This window comes from Bradyrhizobium sp. PMVTL-01 (assembly GCF_051861855.1).
Classification (GTDB): Bacteria; Pseudomonadota; Alphaproteobacteria; order Rhizobiales; family Xanthobacteraceae; genus Bradyrhizobium.
Genome location: NZ_CP193982.1, coordinates 5,380,368 through 5,396,306, shown reverse-complemented (window position 1 = coordinate 5,396,306; position 15,939 = coordinate 5,380,368). Strand labels below are relative to the sequence as shown.

Genomic DNA, 15,939 nt, shown 5'->3' with positions numbered 1-15,939 from the left:
CGAGATCCAGCTATGAGCGACAAAAGACCAGAGAACTTTTCCAGCGTCTGGGCCGATCTGAGGGGCGTTTCCTTCAAACAGCACTTCATCGACGCCGGCGGAATTCGGACCCGCTGCATCGAATCGGGCGACCCTTCCAAACCGCTCGTCCTGGCGCTGCATGGAGTCGGCGGCCATGCCGAGGCATATTCGAGAAACTTCGGTCCGCACGCCGATCACTTCTGGTTCGTCGCCATCGACATGCTTGGCCACGGATGGACCGACAAGCCGGCTATCAACTATCAGGTCAAAGACTACGCCGACCACGTGCTCGCCGTCCTCAAGACGCTCGGCAGGGACAAGGCGATGATCAGCGGTGAGTCGCTGGGCGGCTGGGTCGCGACCTATCTCGCGGTGCATCGTCCGGCCGCGGTCGAGAAGCTTGTCCTCAACACCGCTGGCGGCTGGACGGCGCATCCTCAGGTGATGGAGCGGCTGAAAAAGCTGTCCAACGAGGCTGCATCCGACCCTTCTTGGGAACGGATCAAAGCGCGTCTTGAATTCCTGATGTGCGACAAGAGCATGGTTTCGGACGATCTGATCGAGACCCGCCGTGCGATCTACGCGCAGCCGGGATTCGCCGACACGATGAAGCGGATCATGTGCCTGCAGGAGATGGACATCCGCCGGCCCAATATGATCACCGCCGACCAATACCGGTCGATCCAGGCGCCGACCATGGTCGTATGGACCTCGCATGATCCGACCGCGACGCCCGAGGAAGGGAAGCAGATCGCGGACATGATCCCGGGCTCGAAATTCGTGGTCATGAACCGCTGCGGCCATTGGCCCCAGTTCGAGGACGCCGAGCAGTTCAACCGGCTCCACATCGAATTCCTGCGGACCGGCAAATAAGGATCGTTCAGATGAACCAGCAAGCCAAGTACAGCGAACTCGCCGCTCAGATTCGCGCCGCTTACTCGGGCGCTCCGATCGCGCCTATTCGGCCGCAGTTGGCGGACCTAGACGTCGACGCGGCCTACGCGATCCAGCAGGAGAACACAGCGCATTGGGAGAAGGAAGGTCGTCGCGTGGTCGGAAGCAAGATCGGGCTGACATCGCGCGCGGTGCAGAAGCAACTCGGCGTGGATAGGCCGGATTTCGGAGTTCTCTTCGCCGATATGATCGTGGGCGAGGACGAGCCTGTCGCTTCGGGGCGCGTGCTTCAGCCGAAGATCGAGGCGGAGGTGGCTTTCCTGCTTGATCGGGACGTCGATGTCGAGGTGCCCACGGTGGCCGACTTGCTGCGCGCGATCGCCTACGCGATGCCGGCCCTCGAGATCGTGGGCAGCCGCATCACCAATTGGGATATCGGCATCGTCGATACCGTTGCCGACAACGCGTCGTCGGGCCTCTTCGTTCTCGGAGGGCCCGTCCGCCGGCTGGATGGCTTGGATCTCCGCGCTCTCCAAATGCAGATGACGAGGAAGGACGAGGTGGTCTCGAAGGGGACCGGCGCGGCCTGTCTCGGCAATCCGCTCAACGCGATGGCCTGGCTCGCCGGCGAGCTGGCCCGCCGCAAGCGGCCGCTCCGCGCTGGCGACGTCGTGCTCTCTGGAGCGCTCGGCCCGATGGTTCCCGTGAACCCAGGCGATGCTTTTGAGGCCAATATCGCCGGGCTTGGTACGGTATCGGCGCGGTTCGCCTGAGCACACCCGAAGGAGCACCAATGAAGCTCGTCAGATTTGGCAATCCAGGCGCCGAAAAGCCGGGGCTCGTCGACGATCAGGGGCGCTTGCGCGATCTGTCGAATGTCATCACCGACCTCATCCCCGCCAATCTGTCGCGTTCAGCGCTCCAAAAGATCGCCGCGATCGCTCCATCCACACTGCCGCTCGTCGCCGGCGAGCCGCGTTTCGGCGTGCCGATCGCAGGCGTCGGAAAGTTCGTCGCGATCGGCCTGAATTATGCCGATCATGCGGCGGAGGCGAACCTTCCGTTGCCCTCCGAGCCCATCGTCTTCCAGAAGGCGATCACCTCGCTCTCCGGACCGAACGATGACGTCGTTCTGCCGAAGGGCTCGAAGAAGTCCGACTGGGAGGTGGAGCTCGGAATCGTGATCGGCACGCAGGCTTCCTACGTCGAGCGCGCCGACGCGCTCGCCCACGTTGCCGGCTACTGCATCGTGAACGACGTGAGCGAGCGCGAGTACCAGATGGAACGCGGCGGCACGTGGGACAAGGGCAAGGGCTGCGACACCTTTGGTCCCGTCGGACCATGGCTGGTGACGACGGACGAGATCACGGACCCTCAGGCGCTTGACCTCTGGCTCGACGTCAACGGGCAACGCATGCAGGCTGGCAACACCCGGACGATGATCTTCGACTGTGCCGAGATCGTCAGCTACGTCAGCCGCTTCATGACGCTGATGCCCGGCGACATCATTGCGACCGGTACGCCGCCTGGCGTGGGCATGGGCAAGAAGCCCGCTGCGATCTATCTCAAGCCGGGCGACGTCATGACGCTCGGGATCGAGGGTCTCGGAACGCAACGTCAGCAAGCCCGCGAATGGTCTCCCGCTGCGGGGGCGCGGTCGTGACCGTCTACAGCGGAAGATTCAAAGGACGAACCGCGGTCGTCACCGGCGCTGCGTCCGGCATCGGTCGCGACGTGGCTCGTCGCCTGGCGGACGAAGGCGCCCGGGTCTCCATGTGGGACCTGAACGGCTCCGTCCTCGCCAAAGCAGCGGCGGAGGCCGGCGCGGCCCACACGCAGGCGGTCGACGTCGCGGAAGAAGACGCAGTCGACGCGGCCATGCTGCGGAGCATCGATGATCTGGGCGGCCGGCTCGACATTCTGGTAGCCAGCGCCGGCATCACCGGCCCGAACGGAGCCGTGAAAGACTATGCCGGCAGCGATTGGCGCAAGGTCTTCGACGTCAACGTCAACGGAGCTTTCTACTGCAACCGCGCCGCTGTCCGCGCAATGGAGAAGGGCGGCTACGGTCGCATCGTCAACGTCGCCTCGGTCGCGGGAAAGGAAGGCAATCCGAACGCATCGGCCTATAGCGCGTCCAAGGCCGCCGTGATCGCGCTCACGAAATCGCTGGGCAAGGAAACGGCCACGACCGGCATCCGCGTCAACTGCATCACGCCGGCGGCCATTAGAACGCCTCTGTTCGACCAGATGACGCCCCAGCACATCGATTTTATGCTGTCGAAGATACCGCTCGGGCGGTTCGGTACCGTCGAGGAAGCGACGTCGCTAGTGTGCTGGCTCGCGAGCGAAGAATGCTCGTTCAGTACGGGTGCGGTGTTTGATCTGTCTGGCGGCCGGGCGACATATTGACGGAATCGTCCTTCGGACGCGTCAGAGTGCCTTTGCTACTGATTGCATGAGGCCTCGAAACCAGGAAAGAGCCGGATCGTCCTCCCATCAGCATCTCGATGGGCGGGATCTCGAAGGGGGCATTGACGATCCTCAGGTCATACGGCTTCGAATACATTTCCGCATGGCGGCGATGGCAGGTCAGGATCCGCTCGGTGCCCTGGACGAATTGAAGTCCCATCCGGAAATGGGAAACGACCAGTTCGATCTTCCGAATGTTGCCGCGATGCTTCAGGAACCATTCGTCCTGGGTCGATATCCTCCAATCGCCCAAATTCACCGGACGTGCCCCAGGCGCTTGTACTGTTCGAACGTCATTCGCCTGCCGATCTTCGGGTTGCGCTTCCATACGACGCACGTGAAGTCCTCGGTATAGAGCAACGCGCGCTGGGATGACGATCCGAAGCGTATCCTTTAGGCGTTATTGAGGAGATCCAGATTGCCCTGTTCGAAATCGGTTACGAAGCTTCCGCTCAGGGGTTTGATCTCGACCGACATTTCCGGCGACTTGGACGAGTAGGGCATCTATACAGTCATGCCGCTCACTGCACTTTCGCGATGTTCTGCCAGATAGCGAACCGGAGGCTTGCCTAAGGTTTTTCGAAACATATTGACGAAACTGCTTGCGTTCTCGTATCCGAGCTCCAAGGCGACTGTCTTGACGCTGTCGCCGCGCGCCATTCTTTGCAATGCCAGGATAACATGAAGCTGGTGGCGCCAGCGTCCGAAGCTCATTCCGATTTCCTGTATGAGCAAGCGGCTTAAGGAGCGCTCGCTCATGCCGAGCGAATTTGCCCAATTGCTGAAGGAGTTTTTGGCGCTTGGATCGGCAATCAGCATTTCGGCGAGACGCCGAAGGCGCGCCTCGCGTGGCATCGGCAGGTTCAGGCTGCTAATCGGCGCATCGGACAGCTCGTCCAACAACGTCATCACCAGTCGATCCTCGCGACCTCCGAGTGGATAACACTCCGGAAGCTTGGCCACTCTGAGGATCAGCTCCCGGATCAAGGGTGAGATCGAGATCGTGCAGCACGTCTCCGGGAGGCTCTTGGCGGCGCTCGGTTCAATATACAGGCAGTGGCATTCTACGAGACCGGCGCCACGAGCCGAGTGCGCCAGCTGACCGGGGATCCATAACGCGCATCCCGGCGGTACTAACCAAACCTTGTTGGCCGTCTCGCAGCAAAGAATGCCCCGCTGGGAGTACAGTAGTTGAGATTTGCGATGCTGGTGCCGAGCATAGGTCCAATCATTCGACAGGATTCCGCTTCGGAGTGCAACGGCGCGGGGTACGCGGTCGACGTCGGTGTCAACAAAGCGATGAAGCATCTCGCCGCCTTTCAAAATCTTGTGTCGGCGACGTGCGTGCCGAGATGTTCAAACTCGACCATCGCAAATCGACAGGGGAGCGGCCATCCTAAACGCGACTTTTTTGAGCTAATCTAGACCGGCTGTCATCGAGGCCTAGGTGCCGGCTCAAAAGTCGGATTCATTGACGAGATTTGCAGGCGCATGCGCAATTCGCAGCAGCCGCCAGGAGGCGCGAGCTGCATAGATTCCGGGCAGAGCCACAGAGACAATTGCGGTCGCTGCTATATGAAACCCGTCGCGCATGCCGTCGAAGACGCCGCCCGCGACGCTGGTGACCATCAGAAAGCCACCTAGCAGCAAGGAACCAAGAATCGCGGCGCGCCGCCGCGTGACGAGAGGAAGTAGGGCAGGAATGATCCATATCGAACATGCGATGCCAAAGTACCAAAGAGCCATCGCATCGAACGCCGTTGGCGCCGTGCCGGAGCCGTCGACCTGATGGTTAACCCATGTAAGGATTTGGATGACCGCGTAGATCGTGTTTCCGAGGCCACAGACCGACCACAGCAACGCCACCTTTTGACGGGCAGATCGAGCGGCGAGTTCATTCGTCAGATCAGTCATCGCCGTAATCCTCGAAGTCGACATTTTAATTTGCATCGTGGGTTCGTGCGGAGGGTCGGCCGCCATCACAGCTCCGCCCATCGTCTTAGAAGATTGTGATAGACGCCGGTAAGCATGAGGATGCCTTGTGCATCGCTGGATACGGATTTGCGCAATTCAACAATGCCCCGGTCCAGATCATAGAGCGTTGTGCGAAGCCCCTCCTCCTTGATCATCGATTGGGTCCAGAAGAATGATGATAAGCGCGCACCTCGGGTGATCTCGCTCACGCGATGCAGGCTCCCCGATGGATACAGGACCATGCTGCCGGCGGCCAATTTGACGGCGTGAACGCCGTAACTGTCTTCGATGATCAGTTCGCCGCCGTCGTAATCATCGGGAGCTGTGAGGAAAAGAGTTGAAGACAGATCGGCGCGCATGCGAATGCCGAGTCCGGGCGCGGATCGCACTGCGCCATCGACATGGGCATCAAAGAACATCCCGGTGTCGTATCGATTGAAAAGCGGCGGCAGGACGCGCAGGGGCAGGGCGGCACTGTTGAACAGTGCATTCCGGCCGAGCGCCCGCAGGATGATGTCGCCGGCCTGGCGAGCCTGAGGCGAGTCCTCGGGGACCTGAGCATTGCGCTTGGCGCGCGATGCCAGCTCACCTGCCGTTGCCCTTCCGTCGATCCAGTCAGCGGCTTCGATGATGCCGCGGACGGACTCGACTTCGTCGGCGGATAGCAGGTTTGGGATTTCGATGAGCATTTTCTTCAGAACCTGGTCGCTGCGGTGAGGGTGACGCTGCGGCCTGCGACGGGGGTCGCGTAACCGTTTCCGAAAGCCGAGCTGTAGGTCAGCTTGTTCGTGAGATTCGTGACCTTCAGCGCGAGGTGGTGCCGGTCGTTGGGATCGTAGGAGAGCATCCCATCGATGGTGGTCGCTGCCGGGATCACCATCGAATTGAGGTTGTTGAGGTAGTAGTCCGAACGATAATTGAGCCCGCCCCCGACAAGCATGTGACCCGGCACGTTCGGCAGCAGGGGAGCGATGTCGTAGGTGGTCCAGATCGCCAGGCCATGCTGAGACACGTACGGGACCCGGTTGCCTGCGGCCGAGACAGGCGTGAAGGGGCTGATCGACGAGGCGATGATCTTGCTGTCCATATAAGAATAGGACGCCTGCACATCCCAGTTTGCGGTCAGCTTGCCAGTCAATCCGAGTTCGACTCCCTGGACTTGCACCTTGTCGTCGGTCGTCGTCTGTATTCCCGATACCTGGTCGGTATAGGACGCGTTGTTCCTCTCGACGCGGAACAATGCTGCCGTCACGCCGAGCCGGTCCTCGAACAGGCCCCACTTCGCACCGACCTCGAAGGTCGTATCCGCTTCCGGCTGGAGGTTTGCGGCGCTTGGCGCCTGAGACAGGCCGAGCGATGAACTCAGCGAAGTGATGTTGTTGCCCGGCGGCGTGAACGAACGTGCATAGCTGAGGTAGTAACTTTGATGCGTGGTGGGCTCGAAGATCAGGGATGCTTTTGGGCTGGCGAACTCCGTCGTCGTCGCAAGCGGAGACGCGCCTGCCTGGCCGTCGACCCGATAGTGGTCCCATCGAACACCTGCCAGGATCGAGAGCATAGGCGTCAACCACATGCGGTCGCTCATAAAAGGACCAACGTCCCAGCTCGTGGCCGACAATTGATTGCCCGGCGAGACCGTCAGTGCAAACCCGGGTGAGTTCGCAAAGACGGGATCGAGAAGAGTCCCTGCCGGCTCGGGGCCCGAAGGAAGGTAAAAGTTGGTCGTCGCATGTTGAGAATAGGCGTCAAAGCCAACGACGAGCTTGTGCCTGAACGGTCCGGTGTCGAAACGCATCGTGGCAGTCGTTACGTTTTCCCCGCCGTGACTGACCTGCTTGGTCCCGCCCACGGACCAGATTGTGTAGGGCGTCGCCAGACTTCCGGCGAGAACGTCCGTTGCGCAGCTGCTTGGAAACGGGAAGCCGGGCGAGGCGCACAGCGCAGGCGTAAACTTCAGGTCACGTGTGTAGTACCCCACACGCGTGTCGTTCGTGAGCGTGAGCCAATCACCGAATTCGCCCTTGTAGAGAGCGGTAGCAACGTCGGCCGTTGCGCTGTCGCGATCGCTTTCCCGTCCGAAATAATTCGAGCGCGGAACCCCGTACTCCGTCACCGGCCTTCCGATCACGCCGGGTGCACTCACGATGGGGACGCCGAAATCAGGGCGCTGTACGCTCTGCTGATGCATGTAGTTGACGATCAGTGACTGCTCGGTGCCGAGGCCAAGTCCTAGCGAGCCGAGGAAGCCGCCCCGGTCGGAATAGACATGGTCGCGATCGACAGTATCCTGGCCGTTCCCCATGGCGATGAATCTCAGCGCCGTCGTGTCGTCGATCTGCTTGTTGATGTCCAAGATGCCGCGTCCGTACGGGCCCGTCCCAGCCGAGGCCTCGAACGTTGATTGGTCGCCGAGATGGGCCTTCTTGCTTTCGATCTCGATGACGCCGCCCGTCGTGCCATTGCCGAAGCTCTGGGACGAGGGTCCCTTCAGCACCAATACGTTTTCGGTTGCAAAACTATCGCGCACATAGGAACCAAAATCGCGCAAGCCGTCGACATACACATCGCCAGAAGCGTCAAAACCCCGGATGCGGAACTGATCTCCGTTGATGCCACCGCCGCCTTCTCCGGTGGCGACGGTGATTCCCGGCACATATTGGAGCACCTGATTGATGGTGGCTGCTTGCTGCTGCTCGATGACAAGGCGCGGTATGACGGTGATGGTTTGCGGCGTGCTTTGTAGAGAATCGGAAAGACGGCTGAGACCAGTCGTTCGCTGCAGCGAATTCCCAGGCGAAAGAGCCGAGGACGCAGCCTGCGGACGCGGTTCGGCCGGTTTGCTCGGATGGCTGGCCGAGATAGGTCTCGAGGCCTGCTTCGAGCCGGCGCTCGACGCTCGTCGCCGCTTGGTAACAGGAGCCTCCACCTCGACCGGTGGAAGCGCTGTAGCCTTGTCCGCCGGCGCCGACGTCGGTTGATCGTTCTGGCCTTCCGCGTTGGCGGCGGTAACGAATAGAAAGCCGTTTGCAAGGCTCGCTGCTGCCCCAAGTCCGGAAAGTGCTGGTCGCAAGGTTTCGATGATGGTCACAGAGCCCCCTTCGAGCAGGATGATGTTGAGTTGGATGGTCTTGCGATGCGGCGCGACATCGCTGCGATACGGCCGTCGAGATAGCCAACGAGGCCTCGGCCGATCGACGCCTCGGGACAACTCGGCGAATCCGGACGTCCATCGGTTGCCGGTAGCTCTGAGAGCCTCCTGGCGTCTTCAAGGTCAGAGGGTGTGGCTGCAGCGTCGTTGAGTGCGGAGGCATACGCCTGCACATCGGCGGCACTGCCGGAAGCTGCTATGCGCCTAAGTGCCTCGAGGCCATGCCGGCGTAGCGCAAGTTCGCCGCGCGCCAGCAACAGCGGCGCAATGCGCCGGCGAAAGCCGTTATCGCTGCCGGAGATCGACCGTCCCAACCAAACATCGGCACCGTCCGCGTCACCGCCAGCGTGCAGGATCGTGGCCAGATTGTACTGAGCCCAGTGGTCGCCAAGCCCAGCGGCACGTCGGTACCAGTGCAAGGCGCCTCTCGCATTGGCCGGCACGGCCCAGCCTTCTTCGAGAAACCGGGCCAGAGAATTCATTGCCTTCAAGTTTGCCTTGGAGGTGCCGCCTTCCGCTGCCGCCCTAAAAAGCTCGAAACTCCGCGGCCGATCCGCCGGATTTCCGCCGCGCATCAGCATCTGCGCCAGATTGACCTGGCCCCAGACGTGGCCGGCTGCTGCGGCCAGCTCGAAAAATTCCGTCGCGAGCTTCGGATCTGGCTCGACACCCCAGCCTTGTTCGTAGCACCGGCCAACCATATTTTGTCCATCGCAGTCCCCGGATCGGGCGGCACGTTCGAACCAGACGAAGGCAGCCGTCGGATCACGCGTTACCCGCGTCCCATCGAGCAGCAACTGGCCCCACCCGATCTGCGCGGGAACGATATCGGCCTCGGCTGCTGCCTTGATCCACTGCGTCGCATCGTGGGGATTGCTGACGAGCAAGTCACGCAGCTGCGCCTTGCTCAGACGCCGCGCGCGAATTTGTAGGAGCGGTCGGGGCAGGGCCATTGAGGCGTACGGATTTGGAGGCCTCTTGGACAGGCGCTCGGTAACAGCTCCGGGCTGTGGGTGCATTGGCATCGTGCTTCGCTTGGGCCAGGCCGTTGTTTAACCGAATGGCTACAGCAGCCCGGTGCGGCGCTGCATCGTGCAATCCGGCCAGACCATTGCTCAATTCGGCCAGCCGCCAAGAATTCGTCCAAAATGCCGCCAAGGCTTGGCAACCAAGGCCTGGCAACGCAGTACCTGGTTGCCGGTCGCAGTGATTGTCTCTTTTGGGTAACGCTTTGGCGCTTTAGATGAATGAGTTGAGGCATCATCCAAACTATCGTCACTGGTCATGCGCACGCGAATTGAACCACGCTGCGCAAACCGAACCGATAGGGATGATGATGCTGTTGAATACCGCGACTTTTCCGATTGTAAGGTTATCTTACGATCAGGGCTCGGCCGGAACGGCTGACGAGGCCTTCGCTGCCTTCGAAGCCCTGCTCGATCGCGGCAAGCCCTTCGTCATCATAGGACAAGGGGCAAACGCCGACATCGACGAACACGAGCACGATCCGGGTGAGCAGAGAAGGCTTGCGCTTTGGTCAAAGAAGCACAAACCGCGATTGCGCGAATTTGTGAAAGCCCTGATCTATGTTGAGCCCTCAAGGACGAAGCGGCTCGGCATGAAAGCCTTCCAAATGGTGTCAGAGAAGTTTTGGGGATACCCGATGCTGGTCGCCGCTTCGGAGGCAGAGGCGCTGGAGATGGCGCAAGCGCTGCTGCAGTCCGCGTCTCCAAGCAGGCGACCGGGTCGGGCAGGCTGAAGATCTGTCCAGACGACCTGTTGCCCTCGGACGAGGAGGCCCTCTGAACTCTCGCTTCGACAGCGATTGCTCTCGAAAGCGACGTTGCTCAGCGTCGCGACGTTGGCTTGACCAGAATGCCGTTCCGGACCAGCCGTCACGAGCCCGGCGGCGGTTGCTGCGTATCGGATCTGTCAAGATGAAGAGATTAGATCGCGTGTTTCAGGACTTCGTGGATGCGATCGAGCTGGCGCGCAACGACGTTGAGTTCGAGCGTACGGCGGCGCGCACAGCGGTGTGTCTTGAGCTTTCGTTGGTTTGCCGCGCGAACGGGGCTCGATCGTATCGACGTAAAAGCCCGCGACAGTCTCACAGGCGTCTACCGGCGTATGCTGACGCTGAACAGCGGCCGCCGCTATGCGCTGATCGAGCGATCCTATGACTTCGCACTGGTTCCCTGGCGGCCGGTGCTGGAAAGGGCGCGCGGGCAGTTGGTCACCGCTAGCGTGGGCGGTGAGGGCATATCCTGGTCGATCGGCATCAAGCGCGGGATCGGGCGCTAAGGGCCTGGGCTGCCGGCAGGCGCGAGCCCATTTCTTCGGCGAGGCGGTTCGCGCAAAGCTCTCACAATCGCGCGCAACATGCTGAAGCTCTTGATGGTTATACTAAGTTCGCGAAAATAGTATAACCCGCGCTGAGGCCTCGGCGTCGGGGACCGGTGGCTGCCCGGGTGGACAATGATCGCCGGGACTGAACGGTCCAAGGGATGCGCCCGCCGCAACCAACAGCATTCAAGCGACGAGCGAGTAACTTGTACTTCGGCCTCCGCCCTCGTCCTTGGCGAGAATGCCCTGATCAACGAGGTCCCGAATGTCGCGCAAGGCAGTGTCGGGCGAGCACTTCTCGATCTTTGCCCATTTGCTCGATGTCAGCTTGCCCTCGAACCCGTCCAGCAGGCGGTTCAACATATCGCGCTGCCGCTCATTGATCCGGGCCGTGGCATGCCGTTTCCAGAAGTCGGCTTTTTCAAGCACCGCGGCCAGAATGGTCTCAGCGCCAGTGAAGGCGCGGTCGAGGCAGCCCAGGAACCATTCAAGCCACGAAGTGACATTGAGGTCGCCTTTCTGGGTGCTCTCCAGCATGTCATAGTACCTTTTCCGCTCACTGCGTATCTGGGCGGACATGCTGTAGAAGCGCTGCGGAATTCCCTCAGAGCGGGCAAGGGGCATGTCGGCGATGGCGCGCGCGATCCGTCCATTGCCATCCTCGAAGGGATGGATCGTCACGAACCACAGATGCGCGATCGCTGCCTTGATGACGGGATCGATCTTCTCCTCCGTGTTGTACCATTCCAGAAACGCGGTCAGGCGGTCGGCGCCTGGTAATGGACGCGTTCACGCCCGTAGTCGCCCACGCATCGAAGCCCGTCAGGTTGAGAAGCGGCACCTTCTGATCGTTGCCGTCCTTCGCTCGCGCCGAATTCGATGAGTCGCTCGCGATCGAGTTTGGGCAATTTTACTGTCCCCAAGGCGTCCTTTAGGGCTTCTAGCACGGCGGCCTTGGAGCGACGGGGAGGGCGGCCGACCTCGTGCATGTCCTCGATGTGTAGATCGATGATGTCGCCGAAGGTTTTTGCTTGGACAGCGGCGCGGGGTTTTGGCGATCCGCTGCGGTCGATATTGCGCTCGATATCGAGCGCCCAGTCTTCGCCATCCTTGCGCCGGCGGAAGGTCTCTGACACGTAGCGGTTCTTGCGGCGGACCTGGACGCGCCAGTTCCCGGAAGGCAATTGAGTGAAGCTGGCCATGACCGTGTGCACTCCCCAATTCGTGTGCGCTACGTGTGCACTGAGAGGTCAAAACAGGTTGCAATTTCGACTAGTTTGGAGTGCACATGTTCCGGGTTTCATCCTCTTGAGAACGTAGGATAAACTATTGAAATCGCAAGACTATCGCTTTTCGGTGGCTCCGATGATGGATTGGACCGACCGGCATTGCCGGGTGTTCCACCGACACCTCACCCGAGGGGCGCTGCTCTATACGGAGATGCTGACGACCGGCGCCGTCATTCACGGTGACCGGGAGCGGTTGCTCGGGTTCGATGCGATCGAGCACCCGGTGGCGCTGCAACTCGGCGGGTCGGATCCGCGCGAGCTCGCGCTGGCTGCGCGGATCGGCGAGGAATTTGGCTACGACGAGATCAATCTCAATGTCGGTTGTCCGTCCGACCGGGTGAAGGACGGTCGCTTCGGCGCCTGCCTGATGGCGGAGCCGGAGCTCGTGGCGCGATGCGTCGATGCGATGAAGCGGGCGGTTGCCGTTCCCGTCACGGTGAAATGCCGCATCGGCATCGATGACCAGGATCCTGAAATGGCGCTCGATACGCTCGCGCGCGCGGTGGTTGCGTCCGGCTGCGACGCGCTGATTGTGCACGCCCGAAAAGCCTGGCTCAATGGATTGTCGCCGAAGGAGAATCGCGACATCCCGCCGCTTGATTACGATCGCGTCTATCGTCTCAAGCGTGCGATGCCGGAGGTGCCTGTAATCATCAACGGCGGCATTGCAGGCATCGACGAGGCGAAGGCGCATCTGGCGCATGTCGACGGGGTGATGCTCGGCCGTGCCGCCTATCAGGAGCCGTGGCGGCTGCTCGCGGTCGACCACGAGATTTTCGGCGCGCCGGCGCCGCACGCGACCATGCAGGACGCGATCGAGGCGATGATGCCCTACATCGAGGAGCAGCTCGCGCGCGGTACGCGGCTGCACGCCATCACGCGACATTTCGTCGGTGCCTTCCACGCGGTGCCCGGAGCACGTGCGTTCCGCCGGCATCTCGCCGAGCAAGGTGTGAAGCCGGGTGCAGGTCTCGACGTGCTGCGTGATGCGATCGGGCGCGTCGGTGTGCGCGTGCCGGCGGAGGCGGCGGCGTAGTCGCATCCGTCACGAAGAATGAACCGGATCGCAAGATCGGGCCCTTCGTCGATCCGCAATCAGCGAACAGGTCGAAATGATAGTTCACGCCAGCGCGGAAGGTTGTGGAATTTCGCAGCGTTCCAATCCGGCAGATCGTCGTGTTTGAACCCGGTGTAGAGATACTCCGCTTCCGGCCAGATCGTGGCTGGGATGGAAGGATCAGTCGACCGCGGTGCGCGGGCGGCGGTGGCTGCTCTGCAGTTCGGGATAGCCGGTGAGCATCAGCTTGTCGGCGCGCACGCCCCAGCTCTCCAGGCGGTCGAGGAAGCTCATGCCGAGCAGATTGGTCTTCATCTGGCCGCGCTGCACGACGAGGGCCGGCACCGATTTCTCGACGAGATGGCCGACAGCGAGGCGATCGAGCGTGAGCCGAGCCGCCTTGGTGTGGCCGCCTGCGGTCTCCAGGTCGACGTCGTATTCGAGCATTTCGAGCGGCAGCCCGATGGCTTTCGCTGTTTCCCAGGTCAGCACCACGGAGGTCGCGCCGGTGTCGATCACCATCGGCGCGGCGACGCCGTTGATCTTCGCGCGCAGCGCGAACTCGCCGCCCTGGCCACGTGGGATCTGTACGGCCGGGGGCGGGACGGCGGTCTGTCCGCGGAAGATGTGCGACACCTTGTGGCTCGCGCGCGTGATCTGATCAGGATCGCCATAGGCGACGACGGCCCCCGCTGTGCCGGCGAGCATGATGAGGACGAGGAGGAAACGGATCATTGCGCACCGCCATAGGTGCGCAGGTCGATCAGCCGCGTTTCGGCGATCCCGCGATCGGCTGCAGACCGGCGTCCGCCATGCGTGCCGGCAACAGCGCCATGACCGAGAGCCGTTCCGCACTTTCCATCGCGTGCCAGCGCGCGATCTCCGGCAAGGTGCGGCCGCAGCCGAAGCACAGCTTGGTCTTGGGATCGATCATGCAGACGGCGACGCACGGCGTTTCTTTGCTCATTCGGACATAGTGGAGGATTGTCGGGCATGTCTGCAAGCATCTGGTTAAGAGCCCGTGCCTGCGCTCATGATCGGCTTGTGGCGCGGACGGCGCTTCTCGTCGGCGACAGTGGACCCTTCCGGCTGGAGCGGCGGAGAATCGTCCGACAGCGGCGCCAGCGCGCTCATGACCCGCTCCGGCGGGAAGGTGACGATCACCTCGGTGCCGATGCGCAGCTTCGATTTCAACGTGAATGTGCCGCCATGCAGGTCGATCAGGTTCTTGGCGATCGGCAGGCCGAGGCCGGCGCCCTGTTCGGCCGACTTGATCGAGTTGGAACCCTGGCCGAAGGAGGCGAGCACCACCGGGATCTCGTCCTCGGGGATGCCGGAGCCGGTATCCTTCACCGAGAGATATTGTCCGCCCGACGCGGTCCAGCCGGCCTTGAGCCAGATCTCGCCGCCTTGCGGGGTGAACTTGATCGAGTTGGAGAGCAGATTGAGCACGACCTGGCGGATCGCGCGCTCGTCGGCCCAGAGCCGCGGCATGGCCTGCTCGAACACCTCGTGGATGGTGATGCCGCGGCTGGAGGCACGCAGCTTCATCAGATGATGGCAGTCGGCGACGATGCCGACCAGCGACACCGCTTCCTCGTTGAGCTCGTAGCGGCCGGCCTCGATCCGCGACAGGTCGAGGATCTCGTTGATGAGGTTGAGCAGGTGCACGCCGGAATTATGGATGTCCGCCGAGTACTCCTTGTAGACCGGCACCGCATGCGCGCCGAATATCTCGCTCTTCATCACCTCGGAGAAGCCGAGGATGGCGTTCAGGGGCGTGCGCAGCTCGTGGCTCATCTGCGCGAGGAAGCGCGACTTGGCGACGTTGGCGGATTCGGCGCGGTGGCGGGCTTCGTCCGAGATTGCTTTCGCCTGTTCGAGCTCGCCGATCAGCGCATCCTTCTCGGCGCGCGCCTCGAGCGTCGCGAAAGTCGAGGAATGCAGGCGATGCGCCAGCAGCACGAAATAGCCTTCTGCGGCAATCGCCAGCGCGGCCAGGATGTAATTGTCCAGCGAGCCTGTCATCGCGAAGCTCAGTGCCATCGCGACCGCGACCGGCGCGGTGGCGGCGAGGGCGGCGATCGGCAAGTTCGCGGCCAGCATGCTCGATACTGCGATCACCAGCAGCATCAGGAACATCATCAGCGTTTCCGTGACCATGTCGAGCACGGGATGGATCAGGATCGCCATCCAGCACAGGCCATAGAGCAGGTCGAGCACGACGAAGCGGGTCCGCCAGGCGCGCGTCGCTGCGGGCGAAGCGGATTCGGCCAGGAAGCGCCGGCAACTGCGGACCATCGCGCCATGGATGCAGAGCATGCCGGTGGTCCAGAGCGTAGCCGGGATCGGCTGCATCCACAGGCCAAACAGCACGCCGGTCGCAACCACCAGCAGCATGACGACATAGGAAGCCGATAACCGCGTCTGGGCATATTGGCGCAGCATCTCGGCGTCGAAGGCCGGCCGGGTTCCGCTGGTCGACGTTAACTTATCGCGCGCCTCGCGCACCCGCTGCGCGGCAGCCCTTCGGCTGCTCGCCGATGGAGCGCTCACCGGCTCGGCCGGAAGCTGCACGACCTCAGGCTTTTCAGCGGGGTTACTCATCGAACAACAACGATTCCTGCCCGCGCCGGGCGCGGGCCTTCTGCATTGTCTATCTCTGGCAAGAAATCCTTAAGAGGTGACTTAAGGAGCTAAAGAATTACGTTAACCCCGCGTTAATTTCGAGCTCGGCCCGC

Annotated in this window: 18 protein-coding genes and 1 pseudogene; 7 read left to right on the top strand and 12 right to left on the bottom strand. The window is 61.9% G+C overall.

Annotated elements, in window-relative coordinates; all coding sequences use genetic code 11:
- Positions 1 to 12: 12 nt before the first annotated feature.
- From ACRQ5Q_RS26385 to ACRQ5Q_RS26370, 4 genes are read left to right on the top strand one after another with little or no spacing between them, the layout of a single operon-like run.
- On the top strand, positions 13 to 894 hold the full coding sequence (locus ACRQ5Q_RS26385) for an alpha/beta fold hydrolase (protein ID WP_439392785.1): 882 nt from the start codon (positions 13 to 15) through the stop codon (positions 892 to 894).
- A gap of 11 nt (positions 895 to 905) precedes the next feature.
- Positions 906 to 1,688 (top strand): 2-keto-4-pentenoate hydratase, encoded by a 783-nt coding sequence (mhpD, locus tag ACRQ5Q_RS26380; RefSeq protein ID WP_439392783.1) that lies wholly within the window; start codon positions 906 to 908, stop codon positions 1,686 to 1,688.
- Positions 1,689 to 1,708: 20 nt separating this feature from the next.
- The gene (locus ACRQ5Q_RS26375; RefSeq protein WP_439392782.1) at positions 1,709 to 2,578 is read left to right on the top strand and encodes a fumarylacetoacetate hydrolase family protein; all 870 of its coding nucleotides are present in this window, start codon (positions 1,709 to 1,711) and stop codon (positions 2,576 to 2,578) included.
- A complete protein-coding gene (locus ACRQ5Q_RS26370; protein ID WP_439392780.1) occupies positions 2,575 to 3,327 on the top strand; it encodes an SDR family NAD(P)-dependent oxidoreductase in 753 nt (250 codons plus the stop codon). Before ACRQ5Q_RS26375 ends, ACRQ5Q_RS26370 begins: the two co-directional genes overlap by 4 nt.
- Here the strand turns inward: ACRQ5Q_RS26370 and ACRQ5Q_RS26365 are convergent.
- From ACRQ5Q_RS26365 to ACRQ5Q_RS26335, 7 genes and pseudogenes are all read right to left on the bottom strand, one after another.
- Positions 3,278 to 3,715, bottom strand: a complete 438-nt coding sequence (locus tag ACRQ5Q_RS26365; RefSeq protein ID WP_439392778.1) for a hypothetical protein — start codon at positions 3,713 to 3,715, stop codon at positions 3,278 to 3,280. The genes ACRQ5Q_RS26370 and ACRQ5Q_RS26365 overlap by 50 nt on opposite strands.
- A 176-nt stretch (positions 3,716 to 3,891) precedes the next feature.
- The gene (locus ACRQ5Q_RS26360) at positions 3,892 to 4,296 is read right to left on the bottom strand and encodes a helix-turn-helix domain-containing protein (protein ID WP_439375566.1); all 405 of its coding nucleotides are present in this window, start codon (positions 4,294 to 4,296) and stop codon (positions 3,892 to 3,894) included.
- A 120-nt stretch (positions 4,297 to 4,416) separates the two neighbouring features.
- A pseudogene (locus tag ACRQ5Q_RS26355) lies at positions 4,417 to 4,695 on the bottom strand (AraC family ligand binding domain-containing protein); the annotation flags it as partial.
- Positions 4,696 to 4,842: 147 nt separating this feature from the next.
- Positions 4,843 to 5,301, bottom strand: coding sequence for a hypothetical protein (locus tag ACRQ5Q_RS26350; RefSeq protein ID WP_439374763.1), 459 nt, complete (start codon positions 5,299 to 5,301; stop codon positions 4,843 to 4,845).
- 65 nt (positions 5,302 to 5,366) lie between these two features.
- Positions 5,367 to 6,050, bottom strand: a complete 684-nt coding sequence (locus ACRQ5Q_RS26345; protein WP_439392776.1) for a Fe2+-dependent dioxygenase — start codon at positions 6,048 to 6,050, stop codon at positions 5,367 to 5,369.
- Positions 6,051 to 6,055: 5 nt separating this feature from the next.
- The gene (locus ACRQ5Q_RS26340; RefSeq protein ID WP_439392774.1) at positions 6,056 to 8,449 is read right to left on the bottom strand and encodes a TonB-dependent receptor; all 2,394 of its coding nucleotides are present in this window, start codon (positions 8,447 to 8,449) and stop codon (positions 6,056 to 6,058) included.
- Complete coding sequence (locus ACRQ5Q_RS26335; protein ID WP_439392772.1) at positions 8,446 to 9,462, bottom strand: tetratricopeptide repeat protein; 1,017 nt, start codon at positions 9,460 to 9,462, stop codon at positions 8,446 to 8,448. Before ACRQ5Q_RS26335 ends, ACRQ5Q_RS26340 begins: the two co-directional genes overlap by 4 nt.
- 377 nt (positions 9,463 to 9,839) lie before the next feature.
- Here ACRQ5Q_RS26335 and ACRQ5Q_RS26330 point away from each other — a divergent pair, with 377 nt between their 5' ends.
- Both ACRQ5Q_RS26330 and ACRQ5Q_RS26325 read left to right on the top strand, forming a co-directional pair.
- Entirely contained in the window at positions 9,840 to 10,268 is a 429-nt protein-coding gene (locus ACRQ5Q_RS26330) for a hypothetical protein (RefSeq protein WP_439392770.1), read from the top strand.
- Between the two features lie 215 nt (positions 10,269 to 10,483).
- On the top strand, positions 10,484 to 10,810 hold the full coding sequence (locus ACRQ5Q_RS26325; RefSeq protein WP_439392768.1) for a DUF3363 domain-containing protein: 327 nt from the start codon (positions 10,484 to 10,486) through the stop codon (positions 10,808 to 10,810).
- Between the two features lie 228 nt (positions 10,811 to 11,038).
- On the opposite strand, the gene ACRQ5Q_RS26320 is transcribed toward ACRQ5Q_RS26325, so the two are convergent.
- Together ACRQ5Q_RS26320 and ACRQ5Q_RS26315 are read right to left on the bottom strand one after the other, a co-directional pair.
- Positions 11,039 to 11,533: a Fic family protein gene (locus ACRQ5Q_RS26320; protein ID WP_439392766.1), complete on the bottom strand. Its 495-nt coding sequence runs from the start codon at positions 11,531 to 11,533 to the stop codon at positions 11,039 to 11,041.
- Positions 11,534 to 11,610: 77 nt separating this feature from the next.
- Entirely contained in the window at positions 11,611 to 12,054 is a 444-nt protein-coding gene (locus ACRQ5Q_RS26315) for a hypothetical protein (RefSeq protein WP_439392764.1), read from the bottom strand.
- Between the two features lie 163 nt (positions 12,055 to 12,217).
- On the opposite strand from ACRQ5Q_RS26315, the gene dusA reads away from it, so the two are divergent.
- Positions 12,218 to 13,177, top strand: coding sequence for a tRNA dihydrouridine(20/20a) synthase DusA (gene dusA / locus ACRQ5Q_RS26310; RefSeq protein WP_439399874.1), 960 nt, complete (start codon positions 12,218 to 12,220; stop codon positions 13,175 to 13,177).
- A gap of 201 nt (positions 13,178 to 13,378) precedes the next feature.
- On the opposite strand, the gene ACRQ5Q_RS26305 is transcribed toward dusA, so the two are convergent.
- From ACRQ5Q_RS26305 to ACRQ5Q_RS26295, 3 genes are read right to left on the bottom strand one after another with little or no spacing between them, the layout of a single operon-like run.
- Complete coding sequence (locus ACRQ5Q_RS26305; RefSeq protein ID WP_439374770.1) at positions 13,379 to 13,933, bottom strand: TIGR02281 family clan AA aspartic protease; 555 nt, start codon at positions 13,931 to 13,933, stop codon at positions 13,379 to 13,381.
- Between the two features lie 28 nt (positions 13,934 to 13,961).
- Entirely contained in the window at positions 13,962 to 14,165 is a 204-nt protein-coding gene (locus ACRQ5Q_RS26300) for a DUF1289 domain-containing protein (protein ID WP_439374771.1), read from the bottom strand.
- Between the two features lie 44 nt (positions 14,166 to 14,209).
- On the bottom strand, positions 14,210 to 15,805 hold the full coding sequence (locus ACRQ5Q_RS26295) for a sensor histidine kinase (protein ID WP_439374772.1): 1,596 nt from the start codon (positions 15,803 to 15,805) through the stop codon (positions 14,210 to 14,212).
- Between the last annotated feature and the right edge of the window lie 134 nt (positions 15,806 to 15,939).